The organism is Pseudomonas sp. DNDY-54 (genome assembly GCF_019880365.1).
GTDB classification, from domain to species: Bacteria; Pseudomonadota; Gammaproteobacteria; order Pseudomonadales; family Pseudomonadaceae; genus Stutzerimonas; species Stutzerimonas stutzeri_P.
The window spans coordinates 3,177,629-3,192,214 of the sequence record NZ_CP082271.1; the positions used below are offsets into that span (position 1 = coordinate 3,177,629).

Here is a 14,586-nt window from a genome sequence, read left to right on the forward strand (position 1 = left end):
TTTAGTCTGTCTGCCACCGAGCCAGCCATCGCCTATCCGAATGGCCCGGTACAGTTTCTAAAAAATGGAGACCCTCCGATGTATGTACTCATGGCTGTTATCTTTGTGCTGGGTTATCTCTGCATAGCCTTCGAGCACCCGCTAAAGATCGACAAGGCCGCTGCGGCCATTCTGACTGCAGTGTTGTGCTGGACGGCATTGGTACTCGGTGCTGACCACATCGTCCCGCTATTGCAGCCAGGCAGCCATGATCCCGGGGATTCATCCGCGGTGGTCGTCGAGTCGCTGCGGCATCATCTCGGCGAGATTTCGGAGATTCTGTTCTTCCTGCTCGGCGCCATGACCATCGTCGAGCTGATCGACTCGCACGAAGGCTTCAAAGTCATCACTGACCGCATCCAGACGCGAAAGCGTGTGCATTTGTTGTGGATCATCGGGTTTCTGACCTTCTTCCTGTCGGCGGCGCTGGACAACCTCACCACCACCATCGTGATGGTCTCGCTGCTGCGCAAGCTCATCCGCGGCCGCCCGGAGCGCTGGTTGTTCGTCGGCGTCGTGGTCATCGCGGCCAACGCAGGCGGGGCCTGGTCGCCCATCGGTGACGTCACGACCACCATGCTCTGGATCGGCAATCAGATCACAGCACCCGGCGTGATCGTCGGACTGTTTCTGCCTAGCCTGGTCTGCCTGCTGGTGCCGCTGTTGATCCTGAGCTTCCGGCTGCGCGGTGAGGTGCCTCGTCCGCGTGCGCGGGCGCACCTGGCTGAGCGGAACCCGCCGGCAACCACCGCGTTCGAGCGCAACATGGTGCTAGGGCTTGGTTTGAGCGCACTGGTGTTCGTGCCGGTATTCAAGACTGTCACGCACCTGCCTCCGTATATGGGCATTCTGTTCGGGCTGGGTGTGCTGTGGGTCGCCACCGAGTTTCTGCATCGCCACAAGGAAGACGAGCACAAGCATCCGCTGTCGGTGGTCGGCGTGCTGCGCAAGGTCGATACCCCGAGCGTGCTGTTCTTCCTCGGCATCCTCCTGGCTGTTGCGGCGCTGGCGACCGCTGGGCATCTGACGCAGGTGGCCACGGCGCTGCGTGAGTCGATGGGCCATATCTATCCAATCAACTACACCATCGGCCTGTTGTCGGCTGTCGTGGACAACGTGCCGCTGGTAGCCGGCTCGATGAAGATGTACCCACTGGTGAGCCCGGCCATGCTGGCGGCAGCTGAACCCGGGGAAACCGCCTGGCTGTCGCAGTTTGTCGTGGACGGTAACTTCTGGGAGATGCTGGCTTACTGCGCCGGTACCGGCGGCAGCACGCTGATCATCGGTTCGGCGGCCGGTGTAGCCGCGATGGGAATGGAGAAGATCAGCTTCACCTGGTACGTCAAGCGCGTGAGTCTGCTGGCTTTCCTCGGCTACACTGCCGGCGCGGTCACCTACATCGGCATGCTCGCACTGCGTTAATTGACAGGTAACGCCCGAACCGTTGGAGCCAGACAGGCTTGACGGTTCGGGTGATCAGGAAGAGCGAATGATCAGCAAGACCAAAAGCAGTTTCTACCGTCGACTCTACGTCGCCTGGCTGATCGATACCGGCACAGCCACCAGTGTCCCCGTGTTGATGACCGCAACAGGCATGCCCAGGCGTACCGCGCAAGATACCCTGGCAGCACTGGCGGAAATCGACATTGATTGCCGCTTCATTCAGGAAGATGGCGAGCGCAACAATTCCGGTCAGTACCGCATTCATGACTGGGGCGCGATCGATCGACAGTGGATAGACCGCCACGTCAGCCAGCTCAAATCCGCCCTCGGTTACCCCTGACCACCCCCTCATGAATCTCGACCTATTGCTGGTTCTTGCACTACTGGCAACCTGCGTTGGGCTGTTCGTTCTTAACCGTCCTCGGATGGACGTTGTCGCCCTGCTCGCCATGGTTGCCCTTCCGCTAACCGGCGTACTGAGCGTGCCGGAAGCCCTCGCCGGCTTCAGCGATCCCAGCGTCGTGTTGATCGCCGCGTTGTTTGTGATCGGCAACGGCCTCGTGCGCACCGGCATAGCCTATCGGCTCGGCGAATGGCTGATGCGCTCCTCGGGCAGCAGCGAAACGCGTCTGATGATGTTGCTGATGCTGGCAGTGGCCGGATTGGGTTCGGTCATGAGCTCGACCGGTGTGGTGGCTATCTTCATTCCGGTGGTGCTCACCATCGCCGCTAAAATGAACGTCTCGCCGAGGCGGCTGATGATGCCGCTGGCGTTTGCCGGCTTGATGAGCGGCATGCTCACGCTGGTGGCCACGCCGCCGAACATGGTGGTGCACAGTGAGTTACGGCGGGCCGGATTCGACGGCTTCGCGTTCTTCAGCTTCGCGCCCATCGGGCTGACTATCCTCGTGTTGGGCATCATTTACATGCTGGTGGCGCGCCGCTGGCTTGGGCGATCCGGGCAGCGGGACGAGGCAACCGAGCCGCGAGACACGCTGGCGGCGCTCGCTCAGCGCTATCGGCTGCCGGAGCGCGAGCGCAGGCTTCGTGTGCTGCCCGCTTCACCGCTGGCCAACCAGGCGCTCGATGAACTGAAGCTACGGACTCAATACGGCATCAACGTCATTGCCATCGAGCGGCAGCAACGGTTCCGGCGCCTGCTGCTGATCGCCACGGGTAACAGCCAACTGCAGGTGGGCGATGTATTGCTGGTCGACCTGGCGAGCCCGGCGATTGGGTTGCTCGGCGCTTATGAAGAGCTGGGCCTCACTCCCCTGCAGCTCAACACCTCCTACTATGCCGACCACGCCCGCGAGCTCGGGCTGGCCGAGGTAGCGCTGCCACCCGACTCCAGCCTTCCTGGAAAAACCATTCAGGCGCTTGGTTTCCGCTCCAGGCATAAGCTGAACGTGGTGGGGCTTCGGCGCCACCGCGAAGCGCTCCAAGGCCTGCTGGTCGATGAGAAACTCAAAACCGGTGACACATTGCTCGTGGCCGGCAGTTGGAAGCACATTCACCGCCTGCAAGGCATCAGCCGCGATTTCCTCGTTTTGAGTTTGCCGGCTGAAGTCGATGACGTGGCGCCCGCTGCGAACCAGGCGCCCTTCGCGCTGCTGGGGCTCGCCGTTATGGTGGCGCTGATGGTCAGCGGACTGGTGCCCAACGTGCTCGCCGCGCTGATCGGTTGCCTGGTCATGGGCTTGTTTCGTTGCATCGACATGGACAGCGCGTACAAGGCCATCCACTGGCAGAGCCTGGTCCTGATCGTCGGCATGCTGCCCTTCGCCCTGGCGCTGGAAAAGACAGGCGGCATTGCACTGGCGGTATCGGTGCTGATCGGTGCGTTCGGAGACGCGGGCCCGCACGCGCTGCTGGCCTGCCTGTTCCTGCTCACCGCCATCATCGGCCTGTTCATCTCCAACACGGCGACGGCCGTATTGATGGCGCCGGTTGCAATCTCCACCGCCGACCAGCTGAGCGCCTCGCCTTACCCCTTCGCCATGATCATTGCCTTGGCCGCTTCGGCCGCCTTCATGACGCCAATCTCCTCTCCCGTGAACACCTTGGTGCTCGGGCCTGGAAACTATCGGTTTGCCGACTTCGTACGCATCGGTGTGCCCTTCACGCTGCTGGTGATGCTGACGTCGGTGCTGCTGGTTCCGCTGCTTTTCCCGCTGTGATGGGCGGCCTCAGCCATCCGTAGCGTGGCTGACTTTCACCGCTGCCGGTAAGCTGGACGGCATCCCAGCTTTCCGGTCGCCCTCCATGTCCCAACGCCCTGCTCTGTTTCCTGTTCTCCTGGCTGGTGCGACGCTGCTGCTCGTCGTCCACGGGCTGGGGCGTTTCGTCTACACGCCGTTGCTGCCGTGGCTGGTGGAAGATGGCGTGCTCACGGTGCAGCAAGGCGCGAGCATCGCCAGCTGGAACTATCTGGGGTATCTGATCGGTGCATTGCTGGCCTTGCGCTGGCATCGGGTCCCTCAGATTCGCCGCAGCTTGCCCGTGGCACTGGCGCTGCATGTCGTGACGACGCTTGCACAAACCCAAGCGGAGTCCGTGGAGGTCCTGTCGGCGCTACGCCTGCTCAACGGCATCAGCAATGGTCTGGTCTTCGTCCAGGCGCCTTCGCTGATTCTCGAGTGGCTCGCGCGTCATCGCCGCACCTCATCCAGCGGGCTGGTCTACCTTGGCGTCTGCGTCGGGCTGATTGTCTCCAGCTTCATGGTGAGCCTCAGTAACGGTGTGCTTGAGGGCCCGGAACGCTGGTGGCCGGCTGCGCTGTTGTCCATCCCCCTCGCCTGGTGGGGATGGCAACAACTGGCCGGTCTGGACATGCCACCCGAGGACGCGCACAAGGACAGTGCCCAGCCGCGAAGCGGCCGTCTGCTGGATCGAGCCAGCACGCCTTTGTTTCTCTCTTATGCCGGCGCGGGAATGGGTTACATCCTGCCGATGACCTTTCTACCAATGGTCGCGCGGTTGCAGGTCGAACCCGGTGACATCCTGGTCGAAAGCAGTTGGCTGGTCGTCGCGGTTGCCACCCTGCCGTCGCCCTGGCTATGGAACCGACTGGGTGCGCTGCTCGGCGACACCCTGGCCTTGCGCTTCAGCTACGTTACGCAGCTCGCGGGCGTCCTGGCCGCACTGCTGCTGCCGGGCGCGTCGGGCATTCTGCTGTGCGCCGTACTGGTCGGCGGCACCTTTCTCGGCACCGTGCTGTTGACCCAGCGATTGGCGCGCACCCTTCACCCTCATCAGGGGCCCCGACTGTCCGCTGCATTGATCGCGCTGTACAGCCTCACGCAATTGGCCGGCCCCTGGCTCACCGGTGTTTGGCTGAACATGGGCGGCTCCCTGCACAGTGCTTTCTGGCTCGGTGCGGGCGCGCTGCTGTGGGGGCTGGTGTGGATGCTGTTGGTTCCACGCCGCGGTTGAGTCCTGTGGGACAATGCCCGCTTTTACCGTACCCAGCCGCCAAACATGACAATCCCGAAATCCCCCAAAGCGCCCTCGCGCGCCGCCAAGCCCGCCGAGGGCAAGGCCACACTCCACCCGCGCAACCGCCATACCGGGCGATACGACTTCCCGGCGCTGATTGCAGGCAGCCCGGAGTTGGTCGATTTCGTGATCATCAACCCCTACGGCAAACAAAGCATTGATTTCGCCAACCCGGACGCCGTGCGCGTGTTCAACCGGGCGCTGCTCAAGCAGTTCTACGGCATCGCTCATTGGGATATACCGCCCGGCTATTTGTGCCCACCCATCCCGGGCCGAGCCGACTACCTGCACGGGCTGGCCGACCTGCTGGCGGACGAAAACAACGGCCAGATACCCCGTGGCGCCAGCATCCACGCGCTGGACATCGGCACCGGCGCCAACTGCATTTACCCCTTGATCGGGACCCGCGAATACGGCTGGCGCTTTACCGGCTCGGACATCGACCCGATCGCCCTGGCTTCGGCACGTACCATTGTCGCGGCGAACAACCTGGGCAAAAGCATCACCCTGCGCCAGCAGGCTCACTTACCGCATATCTTCGAGCATTTACTGCAGCCCGATGACCGCTTCGACATTACGCTTTGCAACCCGCCCTTCCACGCCTCGCAGGCCGAAGCCAGCAGTGGCAGCCAGCGCAAGTGGCGCAACCTCGGCAAGCTCGACCCGAAGCGCACGCTACCGACCCTGAATTTCGGCGGCCAGGCGGCGGAGCTGTGGTGCGACGGGGGCGAGGCGGCTTTCATCGCACGCCTGGCCGACGAAAGTCGCAGCGTGGCACCGCAGGTGTGCTGGTTCAGCACCTTGGTCTCCAAGGCCGGTAATGTGCAGCCGCTGCAAGCGCGACTGAAGAAGCTCGGCGCCCGAATGGTGCGGGTGTCGGACATGTCTCAAGGACAGAAGCGCAGCCGCTTCGTCGCCTGGACCTTTCTCACCGACGACCAGCAGCGTGAATGGCGCGCCACACGCTGGAAGCCGAAACCGGGCTGATTCAGGTCAGCGACCGGCGAAAGTATTTCGGGGCGTCTTCGTAGCCCAGCCGGGCATAGAAGCGATGGGATGCTTCGCGACGGATATCACAGTGAAGCTCGATGCGGTCACAGCCTCGCGCCCGGGCACGCTGTTCGGCAGCCTGCTCCAGCAGCGCCCCGAGCCCTTGACCGCGAGCCGTCGCATCGACACAAAGATAGCTGATTCGGCAGAAATCACCTTCGAGCGCCAGTTGAGCGATGAAATGCAGGGAAATGAAGCCGATCAACTGACCGCCATCCCCTTCTGCCACGAGCAGACAGGCATCGTCATGGTTCAGTTGTTGTTGGATGCGACGGTCGATGAAATCACCGCTATCGGGATAACCGAGTTCGCCTAATAACCGAGCGATTTCTCGACCGTCGTCACGCCGCGCCTCGCGGATGCAGGGCATCACCTCAGACCGCGATATCCCAGAGCTGCTTGTTCTTCAGCGCCAGTGTCTGGATATAGCGCGGCGCGCCGTTGATCTCTTCCAGCTCGGTCATGCCGGCAAGCTCTCCCACGACGCGGTAGCGCTTGCCAACGCGCTTGTCCTGCAGCGGGTAAAGCTGAGCGATCTGTTGGGCGAGTTCGGTAAGGGTGGACATGGTTCGGTGGCTCCAGATAACTGCATGCCGCAGCTTTTTACAGGGCTTCGATGACGATTACGCGACAGCGCGTGCTCGTCTCGCTTGTTGGAGCCATCTGGGTCGAATTGATTCCATTGCCGCCAAAAAAACTACCCGAACGATCGATCAGCAGATACCGACGCCCAGCTGCAGCAAGGCCAGCCCGCCCTGACTCCAGCCCCACCAGGCCGCAGCCAGTACCAGCGCCGCCAACACGGCGCACCCGGTCCAGAGCAATCCGGCACGCATCAGGCGGTGCCCGCCGCCAGGCGCACGCGTTCTACAGGCTGCTCGCGAATCGGCCAATTCAGCGCCGCCGCCATCAGGCTGAGTGCGATGGAAATCTGCCAGACCAGGTCGTAACTGCCCGTCCGGTCATAGACCCAACCGCCCAGCCAGCCACCGAAGAACGAACCGATCTGATGGAACAGAAAGACGATACCGCCAAGCATCGACAGGTTACGCACGCCAAACAGCGTTGCCACCGTACCGTTGGTGAGCGGCACCGTGGACAGCCATAGCAGGCCCATCGCAATGCCGAAGGCATAGGCGGTCCAGAGCGTCAGCGGCGCGAAAAAGAACGCGCTGATCACAACCGCTCGCAGCAGATACAGCGCAGCCAGGAGTTTCGGCTTGGAGTAACACCCGCCGAGCCAGCCGGCGGTATAGGTGCCGACAATATTGAACAGCCCAACCAGTGCCAGCACTGTGGTGCCGGCCATCGCTGGCAGCTGCTGATCGACCAGATACGCCGGCAAGTGGATGCCGATGAACACAACCTGAAAGCCACAGACGAAGAAACCGAGCGCCAGCAGGCGAAACCCTGAATGGCTGACCGCCTCCCGCAGCGCCTCCACCAACGTCTGCTGCGGACCGGTCACCGGAGCCGGCGGGCCGCTGCGCAACATCAGCGCCAGCGGCATGATCAGCGCAACCAGAAGGCCGAGCGCCAGCAGCGCAGACGACCAGCCCAACCAGCCGATCAGGCCGAGCGTGCCGGGCAACATCGCGAACTGACCGAACGAACCCGCGGCACTGGCAATACCCATCGCCATGCTGCGTTTTTCAGCCGGGACGGCCCGCCCGACCGCACCGAGAATCACCGAAAACGAAGTGCCGGACAGGCCCAAGCCAATCAGCAGACCCGCGCTCAGGGACAGCGACACCGGCGAATCGGCGCCAGCCATCAGCAGCAGACCGACCGCGTAAAGCACGCCGCCGATCAGTACCGCCCGGGCGGTGCCGAAGCGGTCCGCCAGCGCGCCCGTGACCGGCTGCGCCAGGCCCCAGATCAGGTTCTGCAGCGCAATCGCGAAGGCAAAGACCTCACGCCCCCAGCCAAACTCCGCGCTCATCGGGGGGAGAAACAAGCCGAAGCCATGCCGTGTACCCAGGGAAACGGCCAGGATCAAAGAGCCACCCAACAGAATCCAGGCACTGTTGCGCCATATCGCATTCATCGCCGACACACTTATGCAAATAACGAGGGGAGATCATCTTACTCGCATGCCCCTACCCGTCCGCATCCATTTTTTTGCCCTGCGGTGTGCAAGGCAGCTCGGGTAAACTGCGGCCTGTTTGCCTCACCCGACGCGAGTAACCCATGCCGATTCGCCACTGCATTGTTCACCTGATCGAGAAAAAGCCGGACGGCACCCCCGCCGTGCTTCACGCCCGCGATTCGGAGCTGGGCGAGTCCCAGGCTATTGAGAACCTCCTGGCCGATCTCAACGAAAGCTACAACGCCAAGCAGGGCAAGGCATGGGGCTATTTTCACGACGAATCGGGCGCCTATCCTTTCAGCGGCTGGCTAAGCCAGTACATGGATGGCAACCAGGATTTCACCGCCTTCAGCCGCCAGGCCGTGGAACATCTGCAGAAGCTGATGGAGGAGTCCAACCTCTCCACCGGCGGCCATGTGTTGTTCGCCCATTATCAACAAGGCATGACTGACTACCTGGCCATCGCGCTGCTGCACCACAGCAACGGCGTGACCGTTACCGATTCGCTGGACGTCGCGCCAGCCAAGCACCTCGACCTCGGCCAGTTGCACCTCGCCACGCGGATCAACCTGTCCGAGTGGAAGAACAACAAGCAGTCAAAACAGTACATATCGTTCATCAAGGGCAAGAACGGCAAAAAGGTTTCGGAGTACTTCCGCGATTTCATTGGTTGTCAGGAAGGCGTCGACGGCCCCGGTGAAACGCGCACGCTGCTCAAGGCTTTCAGCGATTACGTCGAAAACGAGGACCTACCGGAAGAAAAAGCCCGCGAGAAGACCAGCGCGCTGGTGGGTTACGCCAGCAGCCAGGCCAAGATCGGTGAGCCGATGTCGTTGGAGGAGCTCTCTGGCGTCATTGATGAAGAGCGCCCACGCGCGTTCTACGACCACATTCGCAACAAGGATTACGGCCTTTCGCCCGAAATCCCGGCTGACAAGCGCACCCTCAACCAATTCCAGCGCTTCACCGGGCGCGCCGAGGGGCTCTCGATCAGCTTCGAATCGCATCTGCTGGGCTCGAAGATCGAATATGACGAAACCCGCAACATGCTGATCATTCGCCAACTGCCCACCCAGCTGACCGATCAACTCAAGCGCCGCAAGGGCTGACCAATCCGGCGCGACGTGTGTCGTGCGTCGCGCCATCACCCACACGGGCATGAGCGAACGCCCCGTCAGTCGCCCGCTGCGGTGCGTTTGGTTGATCTCATCCCAGCAGCGATCAACCAAACGCAACAACACCTTTTTTAAAGCCGTAACCACACAGCCCTGATGCGCCTCGACCGTTTCCTCGCCAACCTGCCTCATTGCAGCCATCGACAAGCCCGCCTGCTGCTCGCCTCCGGCCGCGCATCGGTCAACGGCCAAATCGTCCGCGAAGGCATTCATGAGGTTCGCATCTTCGATCGCGTTGAGCTCGACGGCGAGCTGCTGCAGGCGGGCAAACCGGCACGCTTCTTTATGCTCAACAAACCGGCCGGCTGCGTCAGCGCCACCGCTGACCCGCGACACCCCACGGTGCTGGATCTGCTGAACGAACCGGATAAGGAAGAACTGCACATCGCCGGGCGGCTGGACTTCAACACCACCGGGCTAATGATCATCACCAACGACGGCCTCTGGTCCCGTCGCCTCACCCAACCGGAAAGCCTGCTGGGCAAAACCTATCTTGTGGAAACGGAAGACCCGATCGACCCCATCTGCGTCGACCGCTTCGCCCAAGGCTTCTACTTTCGCTTCGAGAACCTCACCACCCTGCCCGCCGAACTCGAACTGCTAAGCACTTACCAAGCCCGCCTGACCCTGCATGAAGGCCGCTACCATCAAGTCAAACGCATGTTCGGCCACTTTAACAACAAGGTCACCGCACTGCACCGCGAACGCATGGGTCCGCTGCTGCTCGACCCCACCCTCGTCCCTGGCCAGTACCGCAGCCTGACCCCAGCGGAAATCGCGCAGATCTAAACGCATTTATCAGCCTAAACGCCGCACCCGCTTCTCCTCACCCCACCCTTCTGGTACAAAGGCTGCCTACGCGGGCGTCGTATAATGGCATTACCTGAGCTTCCCAAGCTCATGACGAGGGTTCGATTCCCTTCGCCCGCTCCAGATTTGAAAAAGCCCTGCATTTGCGGGGCTTTTTCGTTTAGGGTATGGCTTATTTAGGATGGGCATGCTGGCGGGCTTGGCGAAAAAATAAATCTTTCTCCTTTTCACAACAAGCGATTACCGCTCCGCTCGCTAGACCGGGCTAAAGCCTGCCGCTTAACCAAACGTTGGGGGACTTAGCGTGCCGCGTTGCCAGTTAGACCATATCACGGTTACGTCACCATCACTTGAAGCAGGTGCGGAGTTTGTATGGCAAACCCTTGGGGCCGAGCCCCAGGTTGGTGGCGAGCATCCTCATATGGGAACGCACAACTTACTTTTACGTCTGGGCGACGCGCTGTTCCTTGAAGTCATTTCGCCCAATCCGGATGCCCCTGCGCCCAAGCGGCCTCGCTGGTTCGGCCTTGATAGCTTGCGCCCCGACGCAGTGCCGTCCCTTTCTACGTGGGTTGCTCGCACTACCGACATTCATGTAACGGCAGGCGCTTGCTCGGAGCCGCTTGGGATAGTCGAGCCCATTAGCCGTGGCGCACTAAACTGGCTAATTACTATTCCCGCCGATGGTTCAGTTCCTCTAAATGGCATTGGCCCTGCACTAATTGAATGGCAGACTGATATTCATCCCGCCGCAAAGCTTCAAGATCTTGGGCTGTCCCTCCTCAAGCTTGAACTCTTTCACTCTGAGCCCGAGCGTGCTGCTCGTATGCTGTCTTCCCTCGACCTTAACTGCCTGCTGTCTGTATCTCCGCTTCCTAGCGGAGCGGCTCCTCATTTGGTCGCCCATATTGACACGCCACACGGGCTTCGGGAGTTGCCTGCCCCCAACCTGGCACTGCAGAGGCCGCTGCGCCAATAAGCGGCGCAGCGGCCCTGAACTAGTCAGTTATAAGCCCATGTAAATTAAGGAAACTTTCAGAGTAGGAAATTTATGAAGTTATATAGATTTGTTACTGGCCCAGACGATGTTTTGTTCTGCATGCGGGTTACCGAGTCGTTGAACAACGGCTGGGAACTGCATGGTGGCCCAACTCTCACATTCGATGGTAAGACGCCGATAGCCGGGCAGGCCCTGATAAAAGAGGTGCCTGGGGAGAGATTTTCCAGGGATACCGATCTCAAGTCATACTGATGGCGGTAGTGGTCAACCGATTCCGGACACTGCTTATAGGGATAAAGCGACAGATTTATTTAGCCCCATCAGCGAGCCAGGCCGGGATATCACGCATCCCGTGCAGCAATCGCCATACGTCAATATGGTCGTCACGCTCGACGTAGAACACAACATACGGATAGCGTTTGAGGCTCCAGCAGCGCAGCTCAGGCAGATCCAGTTCATGAGCGTATCGGCTGGATCCGGACGCCGGGTAACGCCCGATATGTTTATAAGCGCGTTCTAGCGCGTCGATAAAGCCAAGGGCCGCCGCTTCGGCTTGCTCGTTCAGGTAGTAAGTAACCGCTTCGTCTACATCCTGAACTGCTAGGACCCTTGGGATTACGGCCTTTTGCTTCATCTTTTAGCGTTCCGCACGCTGCCACGAAGTGATTCGAAGTAGTCCGCGTCAGCGGCAGAGGTGGGAACAGACGAGGCTCCGGCCAGCAGCATGGCTCGCAGCTGTTGACGGTCCTGATCCTTACGGATCAATTCGCGCACGTATTCACTGCTGGTTCCGTAGCCCCGCTGGTTAACCTGATCGTCGACAAAGCTCTTTAGCGTTTCTGGCAAAGAGATGTTCATGGTGCTCATGGCTACACCTTGGATGACAAAAATTGGCAAAGAGACTTTAACTCTGAGCTTTGGTGCTGTCGACGGGGGAGCTGCTACGGTCTGGTTGCCGGTACTATTGCTGGGGACCACATCGCCCCCGCCCCGCTCCGATGGCTTGATCGTCCGCACGCGGGCTCGCTTTACCCTAGCTCGCCTGGTTCCCCGCTGCCTACCTACACCCAACCTCCCACAACTGATCCAACCGCGTCGTAAAGCTCTGGCTCATCAACTCCCGCCGCATCCCCCAATCCGGCGCCGTAGGGATGCGGCCCGGCCTGAGCGTATTCCGCCCCCACTTCGCATTAACCGCATCCAACACGCCCATGACGCGCTCTGCCGCAGCAGGTTGGGTTTCGGTAAAGAGGTCGTCGGTGTATTCGCCGCGCTGGCAGAGGTCCATCAGCAGTACTTCGGCTTTGCTGAAGGCGAAGCCCTCTCGATAGACAAGCTCTAGCCCAGCGATAGCGGCGCGGGTGATGTAGCGGGTGTCGTCGGTGGGGTATGGCAGTTCGCAGACGATGCCTTTGGCGAACTTGGGTTCGTCGGGGTTGAACATGCCGGTGCGGATGCTGACGCGTACGCGTTTGCACAATGACTGTTGGGCGCGGAGCTTTTCGCTGGCGCGGGCGGCGTAGGTGGCGACGGCTTCGCGGATGGGGGCGAGTTCGCGCAGGCGGTCGCCGAACATGCGTGAGCAGCAGATCTCCTGCTTCAACGGGGTCACGTCTTCCAGTTCGAGGCAGGGCGTGCCGCGCAGTTCGCGGGCAGTTTTTTCGATCACCACGCTGAATTGTTTGCGCAGCGTCCAGGCATCGGCGCTGGCCAGGTCCCAGGCGCTGCGAATGCCCATGCTGTTGAGGTGTTCAGTCATGCGCCGGCCAACACCCCACACATCGCTCACGCTCGTGACGCGCAGCACCTTGTCGCGCCGCTCGGGGTCGCGCAGGTCGACCACGCCGCCGGTTTGCTTCATCCAGCGTTTGGCTGAATGGTTGGCCAGTTTGGCGAGCGTCTTGGTGTTGGCGATGCCGACGCCCACGGGTATCCCGGTGAGGCGCAACACATCGGCACGGATGCGGCGCCCGAGCGATTCCGCATCCGCGACGCCGGTCATATCCGCGAACGCCTCGTCGATGGAATACACCTCGACGGCCGGTGCACGCTGTTCGATGACCGTCATCACCCGTTCGCTCATGTCGCCATACAGGGCGTAGTTGCTGGAAAACACCACAACACCCCAGCGCTCCAGATCACGCCTCACCTTGAAGTACGGCGCGCCCATCTTGATGCCCAGGGCCTTGGCCTCCGCCGAGCGGGCGATCACGCAGCCATCGTTGTTCGAGAGCACGACGATGGGCGTGGTGCGCAGGTCGGGCCGGAAGACGCGCTCGCAGCTGGCGTAGAAGGAATTGCAGTCGATGAGGGCCAGCGCGCGTTCAATATTTGCCATGGGTGCGCACACTGAAGGGCACCACGCCCCAGACGTACAGCTCTTCGCTTTCGAGCAGGTAGCGTGGGGGAAATTTGGGATTGGCCGAGCGCAGGATGATCTGGTCGCCCTGCCGGTCAAAGATTTTCACCAACGGCTCGTTGTTGAGCGCGGCGATGATGACCTCGCCTTTCTCGGCATCGCGCCCACGGTCGATGACGAGGATGTCCCGGTCGAAAATGCCCACATGGATCATGCTGTCGCCGTCGGCACGCGCCAGGTAGGTGTGTGGCGCACGGATGTTCATCAGGTCATCGAGCGAGAGCGTGCCTTCCATGTGATCCTGTGCGGGGCTGGGAAAGCCGGCGGGGACGCAAAAGCTGAAAAACGGCAAGGCAATGGTGGACGGAGCGGCAGGCCCCAGGAAATGCACGGGCATGGTACAGACCTCAAAACTGTATGTGCGTACAGTAGTTTGGTCGCCCCTTTCGGTCAATTGCGCCAGACGCATGGCGGGCCGATTGTGTTATTTGCAGTGGCCTTCCCGGCTGCCCGCCTCGGTGTGGCAACGTTGCGGCGCGGTGACGCCGCCTTGTGATTTACACGTACAGTCAGCTACTTCATTTGGAGCGCATCTTGAAACCAGTAGACCCGACCGTCTTCCTGCAGATAAACGACCTGCTCTGCCGGTTCTTCCTTTCTTTCGATAACCGGGACTGGCCGGCGATGGGCGAGTGTCTGGCGCCTGAGATTGCCGTGGACTATTCATCCTCGGGCCGCGAGCAGCCCACCACGATGGCGGGCCAGGCGTTCGTCGGTCGCCGGCAGAGCGCGGTGGACCGGCTGGCCAAACACCATAGTTTTTCCAATCTGTTGATCACGGGCGGCCTGGGTGAGCGCGCCGTCAGTGCGCGGTGCAATTACCTGATTCTTCGCTTTGACCCGGCCGGCTCGGACGCGGACTTTTTCCACTCGTGTGGCAGCTATGAGTTCGGCTTCGAGAACATCGACAGCGACTGGAAGATTTCGAGCATCAAGCAGAACACGCTGCGCAGCTGGGGCAATGCAAGCCTGCATGGCGGAACGGCAAAAGGAAAAGCCTGACCAGGCTATTCGAGTAGTAAAAAAGCCCTGCCGGTCAGATGCGCAGGGCTTTTTTTTCCGT

General features: G+C 61.1%; 18 protein-coding genes and 1 tRNA gene. 11 read left to right on the plus strand and 8 right to left on the minus strand.

The features are described from left to right. The first annotated feature begins 78 nt into the window (after positions 1-78). The 5 genes from nhaD to rlmF all read left to right on the plus strand — a co-directional run bounded on the left by nhaD (position 79) and on the right by rlmF (position 5,967). The gene (nhaD, locus tag K4O48_RS14680; RefSeq protein WP_222909129.1) at positions 79-1,461 is read left to right on the plus strand and encodes a sodium:proton antiporter NhaD; all 1,383 of its coding nucleotides are present in this window, start codon (positions 79-81) and stop codon (positions 1,459-1,461) included. A gap of 67 nt (positions 1,462-1,528) precedes the next feature. Then, positions 1,529-1,822, plus strand: a complete 294-nt coding sequence (locus K4O48_RS14685; RefSeq protein ID WP_222909130.1) for a helix-turn-helix domain-containing protein — start codon at positions 1,529-1,531, stop codon at positions 1,820-1,822. A gap of 10 nt (positions 1,823-1,832) precedes the next feature. Continuing rightward, positions 1,833-3,662 carry an SLC13 family permease gene (locus tag K4O48_RS14690; protein ID WP_222909131.1) on the plus strand — a complete coding sequence of 610 codons (1,830 nt, stop codon included), beginning with the start codon at positions 1,833-1,835 and terminating at the stop codon, positions 3,660-3,662. 85 nt (positions 3,663-3,747) lie between these two features. Next, complete coding sequence (locus K4O48_RS14695) at positions 3,748-4,917, plus strand: YbfB/YjiJ family MFS transporter (protein WP_222909132.1); 1,170 nt, start codon at positions 3,748-3,750, stop codon at positions 4,915-4,917. A gap of 45 nt (positions 4,918-4,962) precedes the next feature. Further along, positions 4,963-5,967 (plus strand): 23S rRNA (adenine(1618)-N(6))-methyltransferase RlmF, encoded by a 1,005-nt coding sequence (gene rlmF / locus K4O48_RS14700; RefSeq protein WP_222909133.1) that lies wholly within the window; start codon positions 4,963-4,965, stop codon positions 5,965-5,967. 1 nt (position 5,968) lies between these two features. Here the strand turns inward: rlmF and K4O48_RS14705 are convergent, their stop codons facing one another. The 4 genes from K4O48_RS14705 to K4O48_RS14715 all read right to left on the minus strand — a co-directional run bounded on the left by K4O48_RS14705 (position 5,969) and on the right by K4O48_RS14715 (position 8,068). Further along, positions 5,969-6,400: a GNAT family N-acetyltransferase gene (locus K4O48_RS14705; RefSeq protein ID WP_222909134.1), complete on the minus strand. Its 432-nt coding sequence runs from the start codon at positions 6,398-6,400 to the stop codon at positions 5,969-5,971. A gap of 4 nt (positions 6,401-6,404) precedes the next feature. Continuing rightward, the gene (locus K4O48_RS14710; protein WP_222909135.1) at positions 6,405-6,596 is read right to left on the minus strand and encodes a hypothetical protein; all 192 of its coding nucleotides are present in this window, start codon (positions 6,594-6,596) and stop codon (positions 6,405-6,407) included. Between the two features lie 147 nt (positions 6,597-6,743). Next, the gene (locus K4O48_RS20530) at positions 6,744-6,866 is read right to left on the minus strand and encodes a hypothetical protein (RefSeq protein WP_260523640.1); all 123 of its coding nucleotides are present in this window, start codon (positions 6,864-6,866) and stop codon (positions 6,744-6,746) included. Beyond that, complete coding sequence (locus K4O48_RS14715) at positions 6,866-8,068, minus strand: MFS transporter (protein ID WP_222912111.1); 1,203 nt, start codon at positions 8,066-8,068, stop codon at positions 6,866-6,868. The genes K4O48_RS20530 and K4O48_RS14715 overlap by 1 nt, the downstream gene beginning before the upstream one ends. Before the next feature lie 152 nt (positions 8,069-8,220). Here K4O48_RS14715 and yejK point away from each other — a divergent pair, with 152 nt between their 5' ends. From yejK to K4O48_RS14740, 5 genes are all read left to right on the plus strand, one after another. Next, a complete protein-coding gene (gene yejK / locus K4O48_RS14720) occupies positions 8,221-9,228 on the plus strand; it encodes a nucleoid-associated protein YejK (RefSeq protein ID WP_222909136.1) in 1,008 nt (335 codons plus the stop codon). A 162-nt stretch (positions 9,229-9,390) separates the two neighbouring features. After that, positions 9,391-10,083: a pseudouridine synthase gene (locus K4O48_RS14725; RefSeq protein ID WP_222909137.1), complete on the plus strand. Its 693-nt coding sequence runs from the start codon at positions 9,391-9,393 to the stop codon at positions 10,081-10,083. 70 nt (positions 10,084-10,153) lie between these two features. After that, positions 10,154-10,227: transfer RNA gene (locus tag K4O48_RS14730), tRNA-Gly, on the plus strand. Positions 10,228-10,408: 181 nt separating this feature from the next. After that, entirely contained in the window at positions 10,409-11,083 is a 675-nt protein-coding gene (locus tag K4O48_RS20765; RefSeq protein WP_222909138.1) for a VOC family protein, read from the plus strand. A 120-nt stretch (positions 11,084-11,203) separates the two neighbouring features. Further along, the gene (locus tag K4O48_RS14740) at positions 11,204-11,356 is read left to right on the plus strand and encodes a DUF1737 domain-containing protein (protein WP_260523744.1); all 153 of its coding nucleotides are present in this window, start codon (positions 11,204-11,206) and stop codon (positions 11,354-11,356) included. A gap of 55 nt (positions 11,357-11,411) precedes the next feature. On the opposite strand, the gene K4O48_RS14745 is transcribed toward K4O48_RS14740, so the two are convergent. The 4 genes from K4O48_RS14745 to K4O48_RS14760 all read right to left on the minus strand — a co-directional run bounded on the left by K4O48_RS14745 (position 11,412) and on the right by K4O48_RS14760 (position 13,860). After that, positions 11,412-11,738 (minus strand): type II toxin-antitoxin system RelE/ParE family toxin, encoded by a 327-nt coding sequence (locus K4O48_RS14745; RefSeq protein WP_222909140.1) that lies wholly within the window; start codon positions 11,736-11,738, stop codon positions 11,412-11,414. Continuing rightward, positions 11,735-11,971 carry a type II toxin-antitoxin system ParD family antitoxin gene (locus K4O48_RS14750; protein ID WP_222909141.1) on the minus strand — a complete coding sequence of 79 codons (237 nt, stop codon included), beginning with the start codon at positions 11,969-11,971 and terminating at the stop codon, positions 11,735-11,737. Before K4O48_RS14750 ends, K4O48_RS14745 begins: the two co-directional genes overlap by 4 nt. Before the next feature lie 190 nt (positions 11,972-12,161). Continuing rightward, positions 12,162-13,442, minus strand: a complete 1,281-nt coding sequence (locus K4O48_RS14755; protein WP_222909142.1) for a Y-family DNA polymerase — start codon at positions 13,440-13,442, stop codon at positions 12,162-12,164. Then, positions 13,429-13,860, minus strand: a complete 432-nt coding sequence (locus K4O48_RS14760; RefSeq protein WP_222909143.1) for a LexA family transcriptional regulator — start codon at positions 13,858-13,860, stop codon at positions 13,429-13,431. Before K4O48_RS14760 ends, K4O48_RS14755 begins: the two co-directional genes overlap by 14 nt. Positions 13,861-14,057: 197 nt before the next feature. On the opposite strand from K4O48_RS14760, the gene K4O48_RS14765 reads away from it, so the two are divergent. Beyond that, positions 14,058-14,525 (plus strand): nuclear transport factor 2 family protein, encoded by a 468-nt coding sequence (locus K4O48_RS14765; protein WP_222909144.1) that lies wholly within the window; start codon positions 14,058-14,060, stop codon positions 14,523-14,525. Positions 14,526-14,586 lie beyond the last annotated feature (61 nt).